Origin of the sequence: Actinoplanes nipponensis (assembly GCF_016862275.1) — a bacterium.
Lineage (GTDB): Bacteria > Actinomycetota > Actinomycetes > Mycobacteriales > Micromonosporaceae > Actinoplanes > Actinoplanes nipponensis.
This window is the reverse complement of the sequence record NZ_BOMQ01000054.1, coordinates 82,647-102,091: the sequence shown is the minus strand read 5'-3', so window position 1 is coordinate 102,091 and position 19,445 is coordinate 82,647. Positions and strand designations below refer to the sequence as shown.

The following is a 19,445-nucleotide window of genomic DNA, read 5'->3' as shown; positions in this document are numbered from 1 at the left end:
GCACGTTACGCGGTTATCTGACCAGCGCCTCGAGCTCGGGCAGTCGCCCGAACAGTTCGGGCAGGCCGCGCACGCCGTCACGCACGGACGCGTGCGACAGCGCGAGGTCGGGCCCGGTGCCGGCCTCGACCCCGGCCAGGCAGCGCAGGATGTTCCACCTCGTGTGCCCCAGCCAGCCGCCGACCATGAACACGAACCAGCTCGGACCCGGCGGCGGCAGCGCCCCGCCCCCGGCGACGTAGCCGTCCAGCACCGCGCGGAAGATGGCGGGCCTGATGTCGTCGAAGCCGGGGCCTTTCGCCAGGCTCAGCGCTGTCGAGCCCAGCTCACCGGCCAGGTCGAGCATCCCCGAGAGTTCCCAGTCGAGCACCACCGGCCGGCCCCGACGAACAAGCAGGTTCCACGGCTGAATGTCCTTGTGGGTCAGCACCACGGGGCCCGGTCGTTCGCACGTGTCGACGAAGTCGGCGATGGCGAGAAACGTACCGACCTGGGAGGCGAGTTCGGCGGCCCAGGGCTGTCCGGTCGCCGTCGCCCGCTCGGCGAGTTCGGGCCAGTCCCGTGGCGGCGGGTCCTCGGCCGAGCCGTGGGGCCACGCGACGTCGAGCGCGTGAAGGCGGGCGAGAATCTCACCGATCTCGAAGGCGTACGCCGGCGGCACGGGCGCCTCGGGCAGCTTCTCGCCGTCGACCCACCGGTGGACGAGCGCGTGGGGGCCGGCCGAGATCGGCTCCGGCATCGGGATGCCGGCGGCGAAGGCCGCCCGCTCGAAGCGGAACACGTCCCCGGCGCGGTACGGCCAGCGGCGGTCGACGAGGTTCAACTCCTTCACCGCGAACGACCCCTGGTCGGTGTCGAGCCGGTACATCCGGTTGGCGAACCCGCCGTGGACCCGGATCATCGGACCGGTCGGCGTGCCCAGACGGGAGAGGTCCACCCGGGCAATCTAGGGCCGGCGGTGGGTCGGTGCATCCGCTTTACCGGGGATTCGGGCGTACCGCGGGATGGCCGAGGGGCGTAAACGGCCGGACCTCGGTGGACGCGAAACGGCGGCCACGCCGGCATGGAGCCGGACGTGACCGCCGTCAGCAGCCAACGGGTCAGACGTTGTAGTACATCTCGAACTCGTGCGGGGTCGGCCGGAGCCGGACCGGGTCGATCTCGTTGACGCGCTTGTAGTCGATCCACGTCGAGATCAGGTCGTCGGTGAAAACACCGCCGGCCGTGAGGAACTCGTGGTCGTTCTCCAGCGACTGCAGGACCGCGTCCAGCGAGCCCGGCACCTGCTTGACGCTGCCCCACTCCTCCGGCGGCAGGTCGTACAGGTCCTTGTCGATCGGGGCCGGGGGCTCGATCTTGTTCTTGATGCCGTCGAGGCCGGCCATCATCTGGGCCGAGAAGCTCAGGTACGGGTTGCCCGACGGGTCCGGCACGCGGAACTCGACGCGCTTGGCCTTCGGGTTGCTGCCCGTCACCGGGATGCGGGTGCAGGCCGAGCGGTTGCGCTGGGAGTAGACCAGGTTGACCGGCGCCTCGTAGCCCGGCACCAGGCGGCGGTACGAGTTGACCGTCGGGTTGGTGAACGCGAGCAGCGACGGCGCGTGGTGCAGCAGGCCGCCGATGTACCAGCGGGCCGTGTCCGACAGGCCCGCGTAGCCGGTCTCGTCGTAGAACAGCGGCTCGCCGCCCAGCCACAGGGACTGGTGGGTGTGCATGCCCGAGCCGTTGTCGCCGAAGAGCGGCTTCGGCATGAACGTGGCGGTCTTGCCGTGCTCCCAGGCGGTGTTCTTGATGATGTACTTGAACATCTGCATCTGGTCGCCGGCGTGCAGCAGCGTCGAGAACTTGTAGTTGATCTCGGCCTGGCCCGCGGTGCCGACCTCGTGGTGCGAGCGCTCCACGGTGAAGCCGACGTCGATCAGGCGGCGCACCATCGCGTCGCGCAGGTCGGAGTAGTGGTCGATCGGCGAGACCGGGAAGTAGCCGCCCTTGTACGCGGTCTTGTAGCCGCGGTTGCCGCCCTCCTCGTCCTTGCCGGAGTTCCAGGCGCCCTCGATCGAGTCGATGTAGTAGAACGCCTGGTGGGCGGCGGTCTCGTGCCGGATCGAGTCGAAGATGTAGAACTCGGCCTCGGCGCCGAAGTACGCGGTGTCTGCGATGCCGCTGGAGGCCAGGTAGGTCTCGGCCTTCTTCGCCACGTTGCGCGGGTCACGCGAGTACGCCTCGCGGGTGAACGGGTCGTGGATGAAGAAGTTCAGGGCCAGCGTCTTCTGGATGCGGAACGGGTCGACGAAGGCCGTCGTCACGTCCGGCAGCAGCATCATGTCGGACTCGTGGATGGCCTGGAACCCGCGGATCGAGGATCCGTCGAAGGCGAGGCCGTCGGTCACGACACTGTCGTCGAACGATTCCACCGGCATGTTGAAGTGCTGCATCACGCCGGGAAGGTCACAGAACCGTACGTCGACGAACTTGACGTCCTCGTCTTTGAGGTATCGCAGGAGTTCCTCGGGATTGGCGAACACACGTCCTCCTGGCACATGATTTTCGAACCGGGGCGGCGTGAGCCGCCACGAGGCTAGGCTGTCGCGACGCTATGGCCCCGGAGTTGCCCAGGCGTATCCCTATTGTTTCCGCCGTGTTACGGAGTCCACGATTCGCCCGCGACCACCCCGGACCCTAACGCCGCGCGGGTGCCCGCGGGCCGGAAACCGCGCAACGAGAGCTACCCTCGTCTCGTGGCGACACGCGCGAACCCCGAGAAGGCGCCGGCCCTGGACCTGGCGAAGCTGGAGCCCGCCAACTTCGGCCGCCGCTTCGCCGCGCTGCTCATCGACTGGGCGCTGTGCCTGGTCATCGCCAGCTTCTACGCCGATCCGCGGATCGTGGCGTGGCCGCCCGTGGTCGTGCTGATCCTGTTCAACGCGCTTTTCATCGGCCTGTTCGGACAGACCCTCGGCATGGCCCTGGCCCGGCTGCGGGCGGTGTCCGCGGCCGACGGCGGCGCCATCGGCATTCTGCGGGGCCTGCTGCGCGGCGTCCTGCTGGCCCTGGTGATCCCGGCCGTGATCATGGACGCCGACCGCCGCGGCCTGCACGACCGCGCCGCCGGCTCGATCGTCGTGGCCCTGCCCAAGCGGTTCTGACCCGGCCCGGAACGGCGAGCAGCCGGCCGGACCCCGGCCGCCGGGGCACCCGCTCGCCGCCGTGGAGCAGAATCGACACCGTGGACATCGCGGTGCTCGGCCCGGTCGAGCTGCGCACCGGCACCGGTACGACGGTGCCGGTCGCCGGCGCGCGGCTGCGTACCCTGCTGATCCTGCTCGCCCTCGACGCCGGCCGGGCCGTCTCCACCGACCGGCTGGTCGACGGGGTCTGGGGCGCCGATCCGCCCGGCAGCGCCGCCGGCGCCCTGCAGGCGCTGATCTCCCGGCTGCGCCGCGCCGCGCCCGGGTTGGCCATCGCGGTCACGCCGTCCGGCTACCGCCTGGATCTGGACCCGGACCGGGTCGACGCGCACCGCTTCGCGCGGCTGGTCGCGCAGGGCCGGCCCGAGGAGGCGCTCGCGTTGTGGCGGGGCCCCACCGAGTTCCCCGACGTGGCCCGGGCCGAGGCCGTACGCCTGGCCGAGCTGCGGCTGACCGCCCGGCTGGCCCGGGCCGAGGCGCGGTTGCGCGCCGGCGGCGACGCCGACCTGGTGGGTGAGCTGGAAACCCTGGCCGCGGAGCATCCGCTGCACGAGCCGCTGGCCGGCCTGCTGATGCGCGCGTTGATCGCGGCCGGCCATCCCGGCCGGGCCCTGACCGTCTTCGAGCGGATCCGCGCCGAGCTGGCCGACGAGCTCGGCGCGGACCCGTCCGCCGAGCTGGCCGCCCTGCACCTGGAGACGCTGCGCGGGCAGCACTCGCCGGCCCGCGGCAACCTGCCCGCCGAGGTGAGCAGCTTCGTCGGCCGCGAGCACGACCTGCGGACGGTGCGCCGGCTGGTCGCCGCGCACCGGCTGGTCACCCTGATCGGCCCCGGCGGCAGCGGCAAGACCCGGCTCGCCGTGGAGGCCGGGCAGGCCCTCACGGCCGACCACCCGGACGGGGTGTGGCGGGTCGAGCTGGCCCCGATCAGCGACCCGGCCGAGGTGCCGCAGGCCATCCTCACCGCGCTCAAGCTGCGCAGCCAGCTCGTGCTCAACGTGCCCGGGGGCTCGGCCGGCGAGCCGGTGGAGCCGCTGACCCGGCTCACGGACGCGCTCGCCGGCCGGGAACTGCTGCTGGTCCTGGACAACTGCGAGCACCTCATCGGCGCCGCGGCCGACGTCGCCGACGCCGTCCTGCGGGGCGCGCCGGGGCTGCGGCTGCTGGCCACCAGCCGGGAGCCGCTGGGCATCGCGGGCGAGCAGTTGTGGCCGGTCGAGCCGCTCGCGCTGCCCCCGACCGAGGCCCAGGCGGCAAGCTTCCCGGCCGTACGCCTGCTGCTGGACCGGGCGGTCGCGGCCCGGCCCGGCTTCACCCTCGATCCGCGGACCACCGGCCCGGTGGTGCGGATCTGCCGGGCCCTGGACGGCATGCCGCTGGCCATCGAGCTGGCCGCCGCCCGCCTGCGTACGCTGCCGGTCGACGTGCTGGCCGGCCGCCTGGCCGACCGGTTCCGGCTGCTCACCAACGGCAGCCGCACCGCGCTGCCCCGGCACCAGACGCTGCGCGCGGTCGTCGACTGGAGCTGGGATCTGCTCGACGACGACGAGCGGGCGCTGTGGCGGCGCTTCGCCGTCTTCCACGGCGGCGCCGACGTGACCGCGGTGGAACAGGTCTGCGGCGCGGACGTCGACCTCCTCGGCGCGCTGGTCGACAAGTCGCTGCTGGTGCTGGCCGGGGACCGCTACCGGATGCTCGAGACCATCCGCGAGTACGGCCTGGAACGCCTGGCCGAGGCCGGCGAGACCGAACAGCTGCGCGTCGCGCACGCCCGCTACCTGCTGGCGCTGGCCGGCGCCGCCGAGCCGGAACTGCGCCGCGGCGATCAGCTGAGCTGGCTGCGCCGGCTGGCCGTCGAGCACGACAACCTGCACGCCGCGGTCCGGGCGGCGGTCGCGGCCGGCGACGCGCGGACCGCGACGGCGCTGACCGCCCGGCTGGGCTGGTACTGGTGGCTGCGCGGGCACCGCGCCGAGGGCTGCGGGCTGGCCCGGGAGGTGCTGGCGCTCACCGGGGAGAGCGAGCCGGAGGACCGGGCGCTGGCCTACACGTACTGCGCGCTGAACGGGCTCGAGGGCGCCGCGACGATGGACGAGGTCAAGGGGTGGTTCCTGGCGGCCGAGCAGGCCGGCGCCGGCCCGGACGCCCGGCACCCGGTGCTGCGCCTGCTCCGACCGCTCGCGGCGATCTTCCAGTCCGGGCGGCTGGTGCTCGGCCTGGAACTCATCGAGCCGCTGTTCACCGACCCGGACCCCTGGCTGCGGGCGATCGCCAAGATGATCGTCTCGCAGCTGCGGCTGAACTTCGGGCAGAACCCCGACGTGGCCCGGGCGGAGCTGCGCGAGGCGCTCGACGGGTTCCGGGCCATCGGCGAGCGCTGGGGCATCGGCTTCTCGCTCAGCGCGCTCGGCGACATGGCGGCCGCCCAGGGCCACTTCGAGGACGCGGTGACCTGGCAGCGGGAGGCCATCGCGCTGGTCCGCGAGGTCGGCATCCGCGAGGACCTGCCGCAGCTGGAGATGAAGCTGGCCCACCAGCTGTGGCTGTCCGGCGACCGGACCGAGGCCCGCCGGCTGCTCAAGCAGGCCCGGGAGACCGCCGAGGAGGTCGGCTTCGGCGAGGTGATGGCCTTCGTGGAGTACGGCTACGCGTCGATCGCCCGCGAGGAGGGTTCGCTGGACGAGGCCCGCCGGCGGATGGCCCGGGCCGCCGAGCTGATCGACGCGCGGTCGTACGCGACACAGTTCCAGGCCATGACCCGCTCGGCGCAGGCGCTGATCGAGGCCGCCGCCGGGGACCTGCCCGCGGCGCGCGACCTGCACCGGGCCGCGGTCGTGCTGGCCGCGGAGTCGAGGGACTCACCGGTGATGGCGCAGGTGCTGGTCGGGGTGGCCGACTACGTCCTGCGCGACGGCGACCCGGCCCGCGCCGCGATGCTGCTCGGGGCGGCCGACGCCGTCCGGGGCGCGCCCGACCGGTCGATGCCGGACACCGACCGGATCGCCGAGCTGGCCCGGGCCACCCTCGGCGAGGCGGGCTACCAGGAGGCCTACCGCTCGGGCGGCGGGGTCACGATGGCGACCGCAGTCGACGCCACCGGGCTGGGCGCCACCGGCTGACCCGGGGCCGGCTCGGGCGGCGCCCCGCGGTCGGGCCGGGCGGCCAGCGGCATCCCGGCCAGCAGGGCGAGGCTGAACCAGACGTACAGGTTGCTGCCGATCGGCGCGAGCGGCGGGCGCGGGCCGTGCTCCCACGCCCAGGTGAGCCGGGACGTCAGCACCACGTACGCGGAACCGCCCAGCCACAGCGCCCGCCGGTCCCGCCCGGACAGCCCGGCGTCGACGCACCGGACGATCGCCGGCAGCAGCCACACGCAGTGGTGCACCCAGGTGACCGGGCTGATCAGGCAGCCCAGCAGGCCGGTCAGGGCCAGCCCGCCGAGGTCGTCGCCCCGCCGGGCGGCGGCGCGGACCCGCCAGACCCAGAAGCCGAGCGTCGCCAGCACGCAGACCAGCCAGACTTTGGCCTCCACCGCGTCCAGCGGCAGCCGGGCGAGCAGCCCGCGCAGCGACTGGTTGGACAGGTACTCGAGGTTGCCGACCCGGTTGGTGTCCCACAGCGCGGCGGTCCAGAACTCCCGGGACTCGTCCGGGAACAGGCCGGCGGCCACCAGCGTCGCCGCGGCGGCCGCCGCGATCGCCGTGCCGGCCGCCCGCCAGCGCCCGGTCACGAGCAGGTAGAGGATGAAGACGCCCGGGGTCAGCTTGACCGCGGTGGCCAGCCCGATGCCGATGCCGCCCCACCGGCGGCCGCGGGCCACGCCGAACAGCACGTCACCCACGACGAGCGTGAGCAGCAGGGTGTTGACCTGCCCGAAGCCGAACGTCTCGCGGACCGGCTCGAAGCACAGCGCGAGGGCCACCGCGAGCGCGCCGGCCAGCCGGGGCGGCCAGGGCGAGCGCCGGATGAGCGGCCCGGCCAGCCACCAGGTGACCAGGGCGGTGCTGGCGATCGTGGCCGCGCCGGCCACGATCAGCACCAGCGGGAACGGCAGGAACGCCATCGGGGCCATGAGCAGACCGGCGAACGGCGGATAGGTGAAGCCGTACGGGGTGCCGTCCTCCAGCCAGTCGTAGACCATGCCGTCGTCGCGGAACCAGTACCGGACCGCGCCCGTGTAGACCCGCGAGTCGAAGAAGAAGTGCAGGTCGGCACTCCACCACAGGACGACGGCGGAGACGAGGGCCGCGACGGCGGCGATGGTCCAGGCCCGGCGCGTCACGCGGCCACCCTACGACGCCGAAGCCGGAGAACCTGCCGGACGGCCAGCCCGGCCAGCGTGGCGGTGACCACGATCGCCCCGGGTACGCGGGTGAACAACGCCCAGTTGTAGCCGGCCGGCAGGGTCAGGGTGGCGGCGAGGGCGCCCAGGCCGAGCACCCAGCGCCGCTCCGGGGCGGTGGCGGCGAGCACGGCCAGCGGCCAGAACGCGTACCAGGGATGGAAGACGGGCGCGCAGAGCACGGTCGCGCCCAGCGCGAGACCCGCGCCCGGCAGCGCCCCGCCCGCGCGGGCGCGCCACCACAGGACCGGGAGCAGGACCACCAGCAGCACGACGCCGAGGACGCGGGTCACCCCGACGGCGCCGGCGCCGGTGGCGAGCTGCACGGTCAGCCCGACGGCGGTCGACGGCGAGGTCCACGCCACGGTGTCGCCGCTGCGCAGCAGGCCGGCCACCCAGCCGAACCCGCGCCCGGACAGCACCGACAGCGCCACCGTGGCCAGCGCCGCACCGCCACCGATGGCCGCGGCCGGCCGCCACAGCGCGCGCAGCGGCGTACCGGGGGCGACCGCCGCCAGCACCGCGAACGGCAGCACCACGACCGCGGTCGCCTTGACCGCGACGGCCAGGCCGAGCACCGCGCCGGGCGCGGCCAGCCAACCCGGGCTCCGGCGGGACGCGACCAGCGCCAGCCCGGCGACGATCAGGCCCACCATCAGCGCGTCGTTGTGGGCGCCGGAGACCAGGTGGATCAGCACCAGCGGGCCGGCGAGCACCATCCACACCGCGCGCGCCGGCTCCACGCCGGCCCGGCGGGCCAGCACCGGCAGGGCCGCCGCCAGCAGGCCCAGCCCGGCCAGCGCGATGATCCGCAGCCCGGCGATCACTCCGGGCAGCGTCTGGCCGAGCGCCACGGCCCAGCCGGACAGCACCAGGAAGAGCGGACCGTACGGGGCCGGAGAGGTACGCCAGGTCGTCGACACCGAGCCGAGCCACGGGCAGCCGAAGGACTGGACGCCGCCCGCGTACGGGTCGCCGCCGGCGTGCTGCACGAAGCCCTGGCAGGCGTACGAGTAGATGTCCTCGCTGCCCAGCGGCAACATCGGCAGCACCGGCAGCGCCCACAGCCCGGCGGTGACCAGCGCCCACCGGACCGACGGCACCCGGTGCCGCCCGAACCACCACGCGGCCAGCAGCGCCGCCAGGCCGAGCACCCAGCTCAGCGGCAGCAGCACCCCCTGCTCACCGGCGAGCATCGTCCCGGGCGTGACCGTGGTCCCCCGGGCGTACGGCGAGCCGCCGAGGTACGCGGCCACCCCGACCAGCACGCTGCCGGCCAGGCCACCCCACCGGACCACCCTCACGCGGCGGCCACCAGCTCGTCGCCGCGCAGCCAGGACACCGAGCGGCGGACCACCCAGCCGATGAGAACGATCATCGCGAAGGACATCGGCACGCCCAGCGGCCGGAACACGCCGGTCCCCTCAGGCAGGATGGTGATCATCGCGAACACCACCGTCCCGGCCAGCCAGCGGACCCGGGCGGTGCCGGCCGCGAACAGCGCCAGCGGCCAGATCAGATACCAGGGCTGGGTGATCGGCGCGAAGAAGATGACGGCCAGCAGCGCCAGCCCCGCGCCGACCAGCGGATCCCGGTCCCGGAAGCGCCACAGGACGACGACCAGCACGACCGCCAGCAGCACCAGCGCGACGGCCCGGACCACGGGCACCACCGCCAGGTCGGCGCCGAACCAGCGGCCGGCCGCCTCCACGGCGAGACCGACGGCGGTCGGCGGCGACGACCAGTTGACCGACTCCCCCGCGCCCGACAGCGCGGTCAGCCAGCCCAGGCCCAGCCCGGAGGCGTACGAGCCGGCGACCAGGACGGCCAGGGCGGCGGCCAGGACGACGCCGCCGCGCCGCAGCAGGCCGGCCCAGCCGGCGGCGCGCAGCCCGCCCACGGCGAGCAGCGCCGCGAACGGCAGGACGACCCCGATGGTGATCTTGATGGAGACGGCGAGACCGAGCAGGACGCCGCCGGCCACCAGCGTGCCCCAGCCCTTCCGCGCGCTCCCGCCCGCCGCGGCATCCGCGTCCTGCGGCGCACTCCCACTCGGCGGCGATCCCGCGGCCGGCACTGCCCGGCTCGGCACCGGCTCGGCCGCCGAGGCTGCCCCGCTGGGCACCGGCTCGGCCGCCGCCACTCCCCCGCTCGGCACCGGCTCGGGCGCCGAGACTCCCCCGCTGGGCACCGGCTCGGCCGCCGCCACTGTCCCGCTCGGCGCCGGCTCGGCCGCCGGGATGCCTCCGGTTTTCGGCGGGCCGGCCAGGACGGCGAAGCCGGCCACCATGAACGCCACCGTGAGCGCGTCGTTGTGCCCGCCGCCGATCAGATGCACCGGCACCAGCGGGCAACAGAGCACCAGCCACAGCGCCCGGTCGACGGGCGCGCCCACCCGGCGCGCCAGCACGGGCAGGCCGGCCGCGATCGCGACGACGCCCAGCACCGCCAGCACCCGGAAGGCGACCAGGGCGGCCAGCTGCGAGCCGAACGCCGCGGCCAGCCCGGCCAGCACCAGGAAGACCGGCCCGTACGGGGTGGGCGTGTCGCGCCACACCACCGAGACCGAGTCCAGCCACGGGCACGGCTGGGCCGAGACACCCACCAGGTACGGGTTCAGCCCGGCGTGCACCAGCGCCCCTTGGCAGGCGTTGGCGTAAAGGTCGCGGCTGGCCAGCGGCGGCACCACGAGCATCGGCGCCGACCACAGCGCGGCCGTGGTCAGGATCCACCGGGTGGACAGCAGGCCGCGGCCCAGCAGGCGCCGGCCGTACCACCAGGCGACGCACAGCGCGGCGAGGCCGCCGAACCACAGCAGCAGGACGAGCGGGCCGGCGGGCTCGCGGAACACCGTCACCACGTTGACGTTGCGCCGGATGAACGGGGCAGCGCCGTAGAGGAACGCGTCGACGGCACAGCACACGGCACCGGCCAGGCCCAGCCATCGCAGGAACGCGGGGCGGGCCAGCAGCCCCTGGATCATGACACCGGCCTCGCGGGGACCCCTCGTGACCGTGGCATGCGCGCCAGCGTACCGGCCCCGGCCGGGCCGGCCGGGCTCAGCACTTCGCGGCGGGGCGCAGGGAACTGGTCAGCCGGTAGTCGCCCGGCACGGCCACCCGCAGCACGGTCCAGCCGTCCGGTCCCTCGGTCAGGCAGGCGCCGGCCCCGGCCACGGTCAGCCAGCGGGACCAGCGCACCCGCACCAGCACGTCCCCGCGCGCCGGGACGCCGAGCTCGACCCCGCCGCGGTCGCTGCGCAGCAACCGGGCCGGCGACGACACCAGGGGCTGGGCGCCGGTGACCTCGTAGAGCCGCCACGTGCCGTCCTGCCACACCGGGCGCAGCTCGGGCAGGCCCTGCTGGACCAGGGCGGCCTCGGCGCGGGCGTACCGGTCGGGCACCGCGCCGGGGGCGATGGCGACGTAGGACACCGCGTTGGCCCGCAACCAGGCGACGTACTGCTGCGGGGTCAGCTCGTCGCCGTAGAACAGGGCGTTGCGGTCGGTGTCGACCTGACGCTCCCAGCCGCGGGCCAGGGGCACCCGCGCGGCGGCGTACACGGACTCCCAGTGATCCCGCAGGGGGACCACCTCGATCCGGCCCGGCGCCCGGCCGGCCAGCTCGGCGACCAGCGAGCGGTGGAACGCCGGGCGGGACTCGGGCGAGCCGGCCCGGCCCAGGTCGCCGGCGACCAGGAACGGCTGCCACCACCAGACGGCCACCAGCAGCAACGCCAGGCGGACCCGGCCCAGCTCGGCCACCGCGGCCAGCACCGGGATCGTGAACAGCATCGGCAGGCGCAGGGCGTTGGAGCCGATCGGGCTGGGCAGGTAGAAGGCGCCGAGCAGGAGCACGACGGTCAGCGCGCCGGCGATGCGCACGGCGGGCAGCCGGCGCGGCACGACGAGGACGACCACCACGGCCAGCGCGATGTGGATCTTCATGGACTCGGCGGTGAAGGGCTGCCGGCCGCCGTTGCCGAAGAGCACGGCCATCGGCGCGAGGGCCAGGACGGGGCCGAGGCACAGGCTCAGCGCCTGCGGCCAGCGGCCATCGGGGCGCCAGGACCGGAGACCGGCGCGGGAGGCGACACGGGAGCCGGCGCGGAGGGCGGCGCCCACCGGGGCGGTCAGCAGCACGGCCGCGCCGGCCAGGCCGGCGAAGAGGCCGGCCACCGGGCTGGCCCAGGTGGCGAGGGCGCTCAGCAGGAAAACCGCGGCCACGAGGGCACGCCGTCGCCAGGCCGAGCGGGGATGCCCGGCGTCGTCCAGCCCGGCCAGCGGGAGCGCGACATCGTCCCGCCCGGCCGGCGGAGGCGCGGGATCAGCCCGCCCGGCCAGCGGGGGCGCCGGATCAGCCCGCCCGGCCAGCGGGGGCGCCGGATCAGCCCGCCCGGCCGGCGGAGGCGCCGGATCAGCCCGCCCGGCCGGCGGGGAGCCGGGATAGGGCAGCGCCGCGGCGGCCGCGCAGAGGGCCGCCAACGCCAGCGCCAGCCCGACCGCGAACGTGACCCGCCCGCTCACCAGATTGGCCGCGAACACCAGCACCCCGGCCAGCGCGCCCACCACCGGCCGTCGCACCCCGGTGCGCCACAGCAGCCACCCGAACGCCACCGACGCGGCCACCGACGCGAGCGCGCCGAGCAGTCGCATCCCGATCAGCGCCCCGAGCGGCGCCGTCAGCAGGCTGTAGCCGAACTGGCCGACCCCGCCGTACCAGCCGAAGTCGACGGGCGCCCAGCCGTGGCCGGCGAAGAACTCCGCGCGGGCCTGCTGGGCGGCCAGGTCGGTGCCCATGGCCGGCGCGAGCAGGTACGCCACCGACAGCAGCACGGACGCGCCGAGCGTCGGCGCCAGCACCCGCAGGGGCCCGCGCCGGTGCTCCTCAGGCATCGAGCACGCGCTCCATCGCCGCGCGGGACCGCCGGGTCAGGCGCAGGTAGCGGTCGACGAACTCGCCCGGGTCGCCGCCGCCGAGCAGCAGCACCACCCCGGCCAGCTCGGCGCCGTGCCGCGGCAGCTGGTCGGTCGGGCGGCCGCGGACCAGGGTCAGCGCGTTGCGGACCTGGGCGGCCAGCGTCCAGCCCGCGGTCATCGCCGCCGCGTCCACCTTGTCGACCAGCTTCGCTTGCAGCTCCGCGTGCAGCGCCTCCAGCGTGCGGGTCATCCGCAGCGCCGGGAGCGCGTACGCATGCCGCAGTTGCAGCAGCTGCACCGCCCACTCGACGTCGGCGAGCCCGCCGCGGCCCAGCTTGGTGTGCGTGTTCGGGTCGGCGCCCCGGGGCAGCCGTTCGGTCTCCACCCGCGCCTTGATCCGCCGGATCTCGACGACCTGCTCGCGGGTCAGGCCGCCGCTGGGGTAGCGCATCGTGTCGGCCAGCCGCTCGAACTCGCCGCCCAGGTCGGCGTCGCCGGCCACGAACCGGGCCCGCAGCAGCGCCTGCGACTCCCAGACCTTCGACCAGCGGGCGTAGTACTGCGCGTACGCGTTCAGGCTGCGCACCAGCGGGCCCTGGCGACCCTCGGGGCGCAGGTCGGCGTCGACGCCCAGCGGCGGATCCGGCGCGGGGGCGCCGAGGGTACGCCGCATCTCCTCGGCGATGGCGTGGGCGGAGGCGCTGGCCTCGCCGTCGGACATGCCCGGCGGCGGGGCGTAGACGAACAGCACGTCGGCGTCGGAGGGGTAGCTCATCTCGTACCCGCCGAGCCGACCCATGCCGATCACCGCGAAGCGCAGCCCGGCCGGGCCGGGGTGCACCCGGCGCGCGGCGTGCAGCGCCGCGCCGAGCGTCGCGTCGGTGACGTCGGAGAGCGCGATGCCGATGGCGTGCACGTCCAGCGGGTGGGCCGGGGCCAGCTCGCCGGCCCGGCTCAGGATGTCGGCGCAGGCCAGCCGGAACAGCTCGCGGCGGCGCAGGGCGCGCACGGCGGTGATCGCCTTGGTCGCGTCGGCGCCGTCGCGCAGGTGCCGGTCGGCGGCGGCGACGAAGCCGTCCAGCAGCACGTCGCGGGGGCGCGGCTGGAGCTCGGCGTCGTCGGCGAGCAGCCGCAGCGCCTCCGGGTCGCGGGTGAGCAGGTCGGTGGCGTACCGGGACAGGCTGAGCACCCGGGCCAGCCGGCGCGCGACCGGCCCGCCGTCGCGCAGCAGCCGCAGGTACCAGGGGGTGGTGCCCAGCTTCTCCGAGACGTGCCGGTAGTTGAGCAGGCCCCGGTCCGGCTCGGGCCCGTCGGCGAAATCCTGCAGCAGCATCGGCAGCAGCGTGCGCTGGATCGCGGCCGTGCGGCTCACCCCACCGGTGAGCGCCTGCAGGTGGCGCAGGGCCCCGGCCGGGTCGGCGAAGCCGAGGATCTCCAGGCGGCGACCGGCCGACTCCGGCGTCATCCGCAGCGCCTCGGCCGGCACCCGGGCCACCGCCTCCAGCAGCGGCTGGTAGAGCAGCTTGGCGTGCAGCCGGCGGACGTGCGCGGCGTGCCCGACCCAGTCGGAGCGGAACGCCTCCACCGCGTCGCGCCCGCCCACCGCCTTGTAGCCGAGGGCGGCGGCGAGCCAGCGCAGCGCCTTCGGATCGTCCGGCACGGTGTGCGTACGCCGCAGGTTCTGCAGTTGCAGCCGGTGCTCGACGCTGCGCAGGAAGCGGTAGCCGCGCAGCAGCGTCTCGCCGTCCTCGCGGCCCACGTAACCGCCCGCGACCAGCGCGCGCAACGCGGGCAGCGTGCCCGGCTCGCGGAGCGTCTCGTCGATCCGGCCGTGCACGAGCTGGAGCAGCTGCACCGCGAACTCGATGTCGCGCAGGCCGCCGGGGCCCCGCTTGATCTCGCGGTCCACCTCGCGGGCCGGCACGTTGTCGATGATCTTCCGGCGCATGTCGCGGACGTCGTCGACCGCCTCGGGCCGCTCGGCGGCGTGCCAGACCAGCGGGGCCAGGTCGTCCAGCCATTCGGCCGCCAGCTCCAGGTCGCCGGCGGCCGGCCGGGCCTTGAGCAGCGCCTGGAACTCCCAGGTGCGGGCCCAGCGCCGGTAGTACGCCTGGTGGCTGGCCAGGGTGCGGACCAGCGGGCCGCGGTTGCCCTCCGGGCGCAGCGCGGCGTCGACCGGCCAGGCCACCTGCCCGCACACCTCGATGAGCCGGGCCGCGACGGTGGTGCCCGCGCCGAGGTCCTCGTCGGCCGCGGCGACGAAGATGACGTCCACGTCGGACACGTAGTTGAGCTCGTAGCCGCCGCACTTGCCCATCGCGACGACCGCGAGCCGCGGCCGGGCGGTGCCGGCGGGCAGCCCGGCGACCGCGATCGCGTACGCCGCCGCGAGCGTCTCGTCGGCCAGCCGGGACAGCGCGGCCATGGTCGGCTCGAGCCCCCGCCCGCCGGTCAGGTCGGCCGCGACGATGCGCAGCAGGGCGATCCTGTACGCCGTGCGCAGCAGCGGGACGGTCGGCGGGCCCTCCCCCGTCGAGTCGCCGAACTCCAGGTGCCCCTCCGCGTTCGGCGGCAGGCCGGTCTTGCCGGTGGCGAGCACGCGCCACTGGTCGTGGTTGGCCACCAGGTGATCGCCCAGCGCGGACGAGGCGCCGAGCACCGCGATCAGCCGGCGTCGCAGCCCGGCGTCGGTGTAGAGGGCGTGCAGCACCGCGTCGGCGGCCGGGCTGTCGACGATCTCGCCGCCGGGGCCGGTCACCGGCCCGCCGTTGACCCGCTGGGCGGCCCGGACCACCGCGTCGACCATCCGGTGCAGCTGCCGCAGGGCGAGATTGGGATCGGCCGCCCGGGACAGGGCGTGCAGCAGCTCGCCCGCGTCGGTGTCGACCGGGGCCTGCGCCTCGACGTCCCACAGCCGCAGCCCGTCCGGGCCGAGCAGGTCGGCCGCGCGGGTGCCGTTGTCGGCGAAGCCGTACCGGGCCAGCCGGCTGGGCCTGGTCATGCTCTGCCCTCCTTCGGCGTCCGGCGGCGGACGGCGGCGCAGGCGGTCACGCCTACTGCCCCAGCAGCGGCAGGGTGCGGATCGTGCCGGGGTTGGGGATGTCCGCGTCGGGCAGGGTGCCGAGGGCGAGCGCGGCGAACCGCGCCGCGAACGGCTGCCAGACCTCCTCGACGTCGGCCAGCACCTCGGCGGTGGCCGCGACCACGGCCTCCGGGTCGTACCCGAGCTCGTCGAGCGCGGCCACGTCCGTCCGGGTCCAGTCGGCGATCATGGCGGCGTCGCACTCGATGTGGAACTGCAGGCCCCAGGCCCGGTCGCCGAGCCGGAACGCCTGGTGCGGGTAGCGCGACGAGGCGGCCAGCAGGACGGCGCCGATGGGCAGCTCGGTGATCTCGTCGCTGTGCCACTGGACCACGTCGGGCAGCAGCGGCACGTACTTGAACAGCGGGTCGCCGTCCGCGGCGTCGCGCCGGCCGACCAGCCCGGGCCCGATCTCCGGCCCGGAGGTGCTGCGCTCGACCAGGCCGCCGTGCGCGGTGGCCAGCAGCTGCCCGCCCAGGCAGACGCCGAGCGTGGGCACGTGGTGACGGACGGCCTTGCGCAGCAGCCCCTCCACCGCGGGGAACCAGGGCGCGCCCGGGTCGCCGGCGGCGGTGGGATAGGCGCTCTGGTCGCCGCCCAGCACGATCAGGGCCGCGTGCCCCGCCAGCGTCTCCGGCAGCGGCTCGCCCGCGTGCGGGCGCACGACGGTCAGCTCCAGGCCGGCCTCGGTCAGCCATTCGCCGAGCCGGCGGAGGTCGTCGGACGGGTCGTTCTCGATCACCAGTGCTGTGCCCACGCTCCGAGGCTATCGGGTGGGACCGACATCGAACGCCGGCCCACCCGTTCCGGATGACAGCGTTGGCTACGCTGCCGCCGAGCCGAAGGAGATGTCCGTGCGCCTTCCCGCAGGTCTGTCCCGATCCGCCGGCCACTCCGGTGGCGCGCTGGCGGTGCTCGCCGCGGCGCTGGCCGTCGCCTTCGTCGTCGCCCCGCGCCCGCTGGCCGCGCTCGGGCCGGGCGGCGGCTTCGCCGACCGGCGCGAGCTGGCCGGGGCGCTGCGCGGCGCGTTCGCCGAGTACTGGCGGGCCGGCGACCGGCGCTTCGCCCCGGGCCTGGAGCGGGTCGTGGACTACTGGTTCCGGTACCACGTGGCCAAGGCCGTCATCGCGGCGCTGCTGCTGGCCGTGCTCGTCGCGCTCGGGGTACGGCTCGGGCAGGCGTTCCTGCGCGCCGGGGGGCTCGGCGCGGGACGCCGGGCCGCCCTGGCCGCGGCCGGCTTCCTGGTCACCGCGCTCACGCTGTTCGCCACCGCGGTGCTGATGGCCAACATCCAGGGCGCCGCGGCGCCGTTCGCCTCGCTGCTGCCGATGCTGCCCGACGACGCCACGGCGGAGCAGATCAGGCAGCGGCTGGCCGGCGCGACGAGCGGTGGCGGCCCCACCCCGCCCGCCCTCGACGCGATGATCAGCGACTTCGCGCGGTACCACCTGGCCCTCGCGCTGGTCGCCGCGCTGGTGGCGGTCGTCCTGGCCGGCGCCGGCGTGGTGGTGTGGCGCCGATCGGCGCGCGCCGGGACCGACCGCCGGATGCGGCGCCTGCTTCGGTCGTTCGGCGTGCTCGCCGGGGTGATGTCGGTGCTGGTGATCGTCATCGCGGCGGCGAACACGGGTACGGCCGCGGACCCGGCGCCGGCGCTGCTGGCGTTCTTCACCGGCTCCTGGTGAGCCGGCCGGCCGTCACGGTCCCGTCCAGCGGGCCACGATCTCGTCGTCCTCCAGCTCCCCGGTCTCGACGAAACCGAGCGAGGCGTAGAGCGCGCGGGCGGCCTTGTTCTCCGGCACGTAGCTGAGCGCGACGTTCACGCAGCCCGGCTCGGCGGCCAGCCGCTGCGTCAGCGCCCGGATCATGCCCCGGCCGACCCCGGTGCGCTGCCGGGCGGCGTCCACCACGACCCCGCCGATCCACCGGCTGCCGTCGTCGTCGACCGCCCACATGCAGAAGCCGACGACCTCCGCGTCGCGGACGGCGGCGAGCGGCTGCCAGAGACCGCCGTAGTGGCACAGGCAGAGATAGTGCGTGACGGCGCTGACGAACTCCCGCTGCTCGGGGTGCACGGTGAGCGCGGCGCAGGCGCGCCAGTTGGCGGCGGTCACGGGCTCGAGGGTGATGGTCACGCGGGCATCATCGCCGACGGGGCGGGAATCGCGCTCGTCAGGGCGCGCCGCGGCACCCTAGGCTGCCGGCATGTCCGAGCCAGAAGCCGTCGCACCGACCGGGTCCGGGGTCCGGGTGTCGACATTGGAGCTCTTCTTCGACCTGGTCTTCGTCTTCACGATCACGCAGCTGACCGAGACGCTGGCCGAGCACGTCACCCTGGCGACCCTGGGCGACGTGCTGCTGATGCTCTTCGTCATCTGGTGGATGTACTCCGGCTACGCCTGGCTGACCAACGCCGTCGCCCCGACCAGCACCACCCGGCGGACCCTGCTGCTGGCCGGGATGGCCGGCTTCCTGGTGATGGCGCTGGCGGTGCCGGAGGCCTTCGGCGCCTACGGCTGGCTCTTCGGGGTCAGCTATCTCGTCGTCAACCTGGTCCACTCGGCGCTGTTCCTGCAGGCCGGTCCCGGCGCGCGCACGGCCATGCGGCAGCTGGCCCCGCTCAACATCCTGGCCGCCCTGCTGGTGCTGGCCGGCGGGCTGCTGCCCGAGCCGTACCGGCACCTGTGCTGGGTCGCGGCGCCGCTGGTGCAGATCGCGGCGGGTTACCTGCACCGCATCGAGATGCACTCGATCCTGGCCGGGCACTTCGTGGAGCGGCACGGCCTGGTGATGATCGTGGCCATCGGCGAGTCGATCGTGGCCATCGGGCTGGGCTTCCGCGGCGTGCGCCTGGACGGCGCCGCGATCCTGGTGGCGGTCCTCGGCCTGTGCGTCGCCTACTACCTGTGGTGGATCTACTTCGCCGGCGACGACGAGCGGTCCGAGCACGTGCTGGCCGGCACGGCGGATCCGCGCCGGCGGGCGCGGCTGGCGCTGGACGGCTGGGGCTACGCGCACTACGTGATGCTGCTGGGCGTGGTGGTGCTCGCGGTCGGCATCAAGAAGACCGTCGGGCACGCCTTCGAGCCGCTGCACTGGGGCGAGGCGGTCGCGCTCGGCGGCGGGGTGGCGCTCTACCAGCTGGGGCACGCCGGTTTCCTGCGCCGGCTGGGCCTCGCGGGCTGGCCGCACCGGGTCGTGGCGGCGGCGGCCGTGCTCGCCACCATCCCGCTCGGACATGTCCGGGCGGTGGCCCAGCTCGCGGCGATCCCGGTCATCATGGCCGCGGCCGCGATCATCGAGGACCTGCCGCGGGTACGGCGGGACGGCAGCACCGCGATCAGCAGCTTCGGGCGTACCCCCGGATCCTGACCATGTGGAGCCGCCGGCGCCGGCCGGCGGCTCCCGCGGCTTCCGTCAGGCGATGCAGGCGCAGACGATCAGCGCCGCGCCGAAGTGCGAGGCCGCGCTGACCGTGGCGCCGGGGTGCCGGTCCGGGGTGCAGATGACCTCGCCCAGCTTGCCGGGGGTCATCCAGTCCAGCACCAGGAAGGCCATGGCCATCACGGCGATGCCGAGCAGGCCGAAGATGGCCGTGGAGGCCAGGCCCCGGCCGAACTCCTGGTAGCTGGTGAAGATCGCCGTGAAGACGATCGCCGCGATGCCCAGCTGGTTGGCCGCCAGCAGCAGGGCGGCGTTCGGGTTGCGCTCCACCCAGATCAGGTCCCGCAGTTTGCCCGGGGTCAGCAGGTCGATCAGCAGAAAGCCGACGGCCATCAGCCCGATCCCGACCAGACCGAACACAATGCTGCGCCCGGCACCCTCAAGCAGATCTTCCAGCACGGCTTCTCCCTCGTCACGACGTCAGAGGGCACCGTATCGGACCAGCGCACTCCGGTGATCCACCGCCGGGC

Annotated in this window: 14 protein-coding genes; 4 read left to right on the top strand and 10 right to left on the bottom strand. The window is 74.9% G+C overall.

The features are described 5' to 3' along the window. Positions 1 to 13 precede the first annotated feature (13 nt). Positions 14 to 937 (bottom strand): phosphotransferase family protein, encoded by a 924-nt coding sequence (locus tag Ani05nite_RS23315; RefSeq protein WP_203771412.1) that lies wholly within the window; start codon positions 935 to 937, stop codon positions 14 to 16. A gap of 163 nt (positions 938 to 1,100) precedes the next feature. Further along, on the bottom strand, positions 1,101 to 2,525 hold the full coding sequence (gene glnA, locus Ani05nite_RS23310; protein WP_203771410.1) for a type I glutamate--ammonia ligase: 1,425 nt from the start codon (positions 2,523 to 2,525) through the stop codon (positions 1,101 to 1,103). A 213-nt stretch (positions 2,526 to 2,738) separates the two neighbouring features. On the opposite strand from glnA, the gene Ani05nite_RS23305 reads away from it, so the two are divergent. After that, positions 2,739 to 3,146 carry an RDD family protein gene (locus tag Ani05nite_RS23305; RefSeq protein WP_203771409.1) on the top strand — a complete coding sequence of 136 codons (408 nt, stop codon included), beginning with the start codon at positions 2,739 to 2,741 and terminating at the stop codon, positions 3,144 to 3,146. 80 nt (positions 3,147 to 3,226) lie between these two features. Further along, the gene (locus Ani05nite_RS23300; protein ID WP_203771407.1) at positions 3,227 to 6,307 is read left to right on the top strand and encodes an AfsR/SARP family transcriptional regulator; all 3,081 of its coding nucleotides are present in this window, start codon (positions 3,227 to 3,229) and stop codon (positions 6,305 to 6,307) included. Here the strand turns inward: Ani05nite_RS23300 and Ani05nite_RS23295 are convergent. The 6 genes from Ani05nite_RS23295 to Ani05nite_RS23270 all read right to left on the bottom strand — a co-directional run bounded on the left by Ani05nite_RS23295 (position 6,238) and on the right by Ani05nite_RS23270 (position 16,288). Continuing rightward, a complete protein-coding gene (locus tag Ani05nite_RS23295; RefSeq protein ID WP_239130520.1) occupies positions 6,238 to 7,470 on the bottom strand; it encodes a glycosyltransferase 87 family protein in 1,233 nt (410 codons plus the stop codon). The two genes, Ani05nite_RS23300 and Ani05nite_RS23295, sit on opposite strands and share 70 nt — an antisense overlap. Next, positions 7,467 to 8,828: a polyprenol phosphomannose-dependent alpha 1,6 mannosyltransferase MptB gene (gene mptB / locus Ani05nite_RS23290; protein WP_203771452.1), complete on the bottom strand. Its 1,362-nt coding sequence runs from the start codon at positions 8,826 to 8,828 to the stop codon at positions 7,467 to 7,469. The genes Ani05nite_RS23295 and mptB (Ani05nite_RS23290) overlap by 4 nt, the downstream gene beginning before the upstream one ends. Before the next feature lie 2 nt (positions 8,829 to 8,830). After that, positions 8,831 to 10,513 carry a polyprenol phosphomannose-dependent alpha 1,6 mannosyltransferase MptB gene (gene mptB / locus Ani05nite_RS23285; protein ID WP_203771405.1) on the bottom strand — a complete coding sequence of 561 codons (1,683 nt, stop codon included), beginning with the start codon at positions 10,511 to 10,513 and terminating at the stop codon, positions 8,831 to 8,833. 76 nt (positions 10,514 to 10,589) lie between these two features. Beyond that, positions 10,590 to 12,425 carry a hypothetical protein gene (locus Ani05nite_RS23280; protein ID WP_203771403.1) on the bottom strand — a complete coding sequence of 612 codons (1,836 nt, stop codon included), beginning with the start codon at positions 12,423 to 12,425 and terminating at the stop codon, positions 10,590 to 10,592. Continuing rightward, a complete protein-coding gene (locus tag Ani05nite_RS23275) occupies positions 12,418 to 15,450 on the bottom strand; it encodes a bifunctional [glutamine synthetase] adenylyltransferase/[glutamine synthetase]-adenylyl-L-tyrosine phosphorylase (protein ID WP_203771401.1) in 3,033 nt (1,010 codons plus the stop codon). The genes Ani05nite_RS23280 and Ani05nite_RS23275 overlap by 8 nt, the downstream gene beginning before the upstream one ends. Before the next feature lie 52 nt (positions 15,451 to 15,502). Continuing rightward, the gene (locus tag Ani05nite_RS23270; RefSeq protein ID WP_203771399.1) at positions 15,503 to 16,288 is read right to left on the bottom strand and encodes a type 1 glutamine amidotransferase; all 786 of its coding nucleotides are present in this window, start codon (positions 16,286 to 16,288) and stop codon (positions 15,503 to 15,505) included. A 97-nt stretch (positions 16,289 to 16,385) separates the two neighbouring features. Here Ani05nite_RS23270 and Ani05nite_RS23265 point away from each other — a divergent pair, with 97 nt between their 5' ends. Further along, the gene (locus Ani05nite_RS23265; RefSeq protein ID WP_203771397.1) at positions 16,386 to 17,216 is read left to right on the top strand and encodes a hypothetical protein; all 831 of its coding nucleotides are present in this window, start codon (positions 16,386 to 16,388) and stop codon (positions 17,214 to 17,216) included. Between the two features lie 12 nt (positions 17,217 to 17,228). Here the strand turns inward: Ani05nite_RS23265 and Ani05nite_RS23260 are convergent, their stop codons facing one another. Then, positions 17,229 to 17,666 (bottom strand): GNAT family N-acetyltransferase, encoded by a 438-nt coding sequence (locus Ani05nite_RS23260; protein ID WP_203771395.1) that lies wholly within the window; start codon positions 17,664 to 17,666, stop codon positions 17,229 to 17,231. Between the two features lie 70 nt (positions 17,667 to 17,736). On the opposite strand from Ani05nite_RS23260, the gene Ani05nite_RS23255 reads away from it, so the two are divergent. Then, positions 17,737 to 18,903, top strand: a complete 1,167-nt coding sequence (locus tag Ani05nite_RS23255) for a low temperature requirement protein A (protein ID WP_203771393.1) — start codon at positions 17,737 to 17,739, stop codon at positions 18,901 to 18,903. Between the two features lie 45 nt (positions 18,904 to 18,948). Here Ani05nite_RS23255 and Ani05nite_RS23250 read toward each other — a convergent pair whose 3' ends face one another. Beyond that, positions 18,949 to 19,374 carry a DUF350 domain-containing protein gene (locus tag Ani05nite_RS23250; RefSeq protein WP_203771391.1) on the bottom strand — a complete coding sequence of 142 codons (426 nt, stop codon included), beginning with the start codon at positions 19,372 to 19,374 and terminating at the stop codon, positions 18,949 to 18,951. Positions 19,375 to 19,445: the final 71 nt, after the last annotated feature.

Coding starts and splice junctions, on each gene's coding strand:
- mptB (WP_203771405.1), bottom strand. CDS start 10,513: ATGATCCAGGGGCTGCTGGCCCGCCCCGCGTTCCTGCGATGGCTGGGC.
- Ani05nite_RS23280 (WP_203771403.1), bottom strand. CDS start 12,425: ATGCCTGAGGAGCACCGGCGCGGGCCCCTGCGGGTGCTGGCGCCGACG.
- Ani05nite_RS23275 (WP_203771401.1), bottom strand. CDS start 15,450: ATGACCAGGCCCAGCCGGCTGGCCCGGTACGGCTTCGCCGACAACGGC.
- Ani05nite_RS23255 (WP_203771393.1), top strand. CDS start 17,737: ATGTCCGAGCCAGAAGCCGTCGCACCGACCGGGTCCGGGGTCCGGGTG.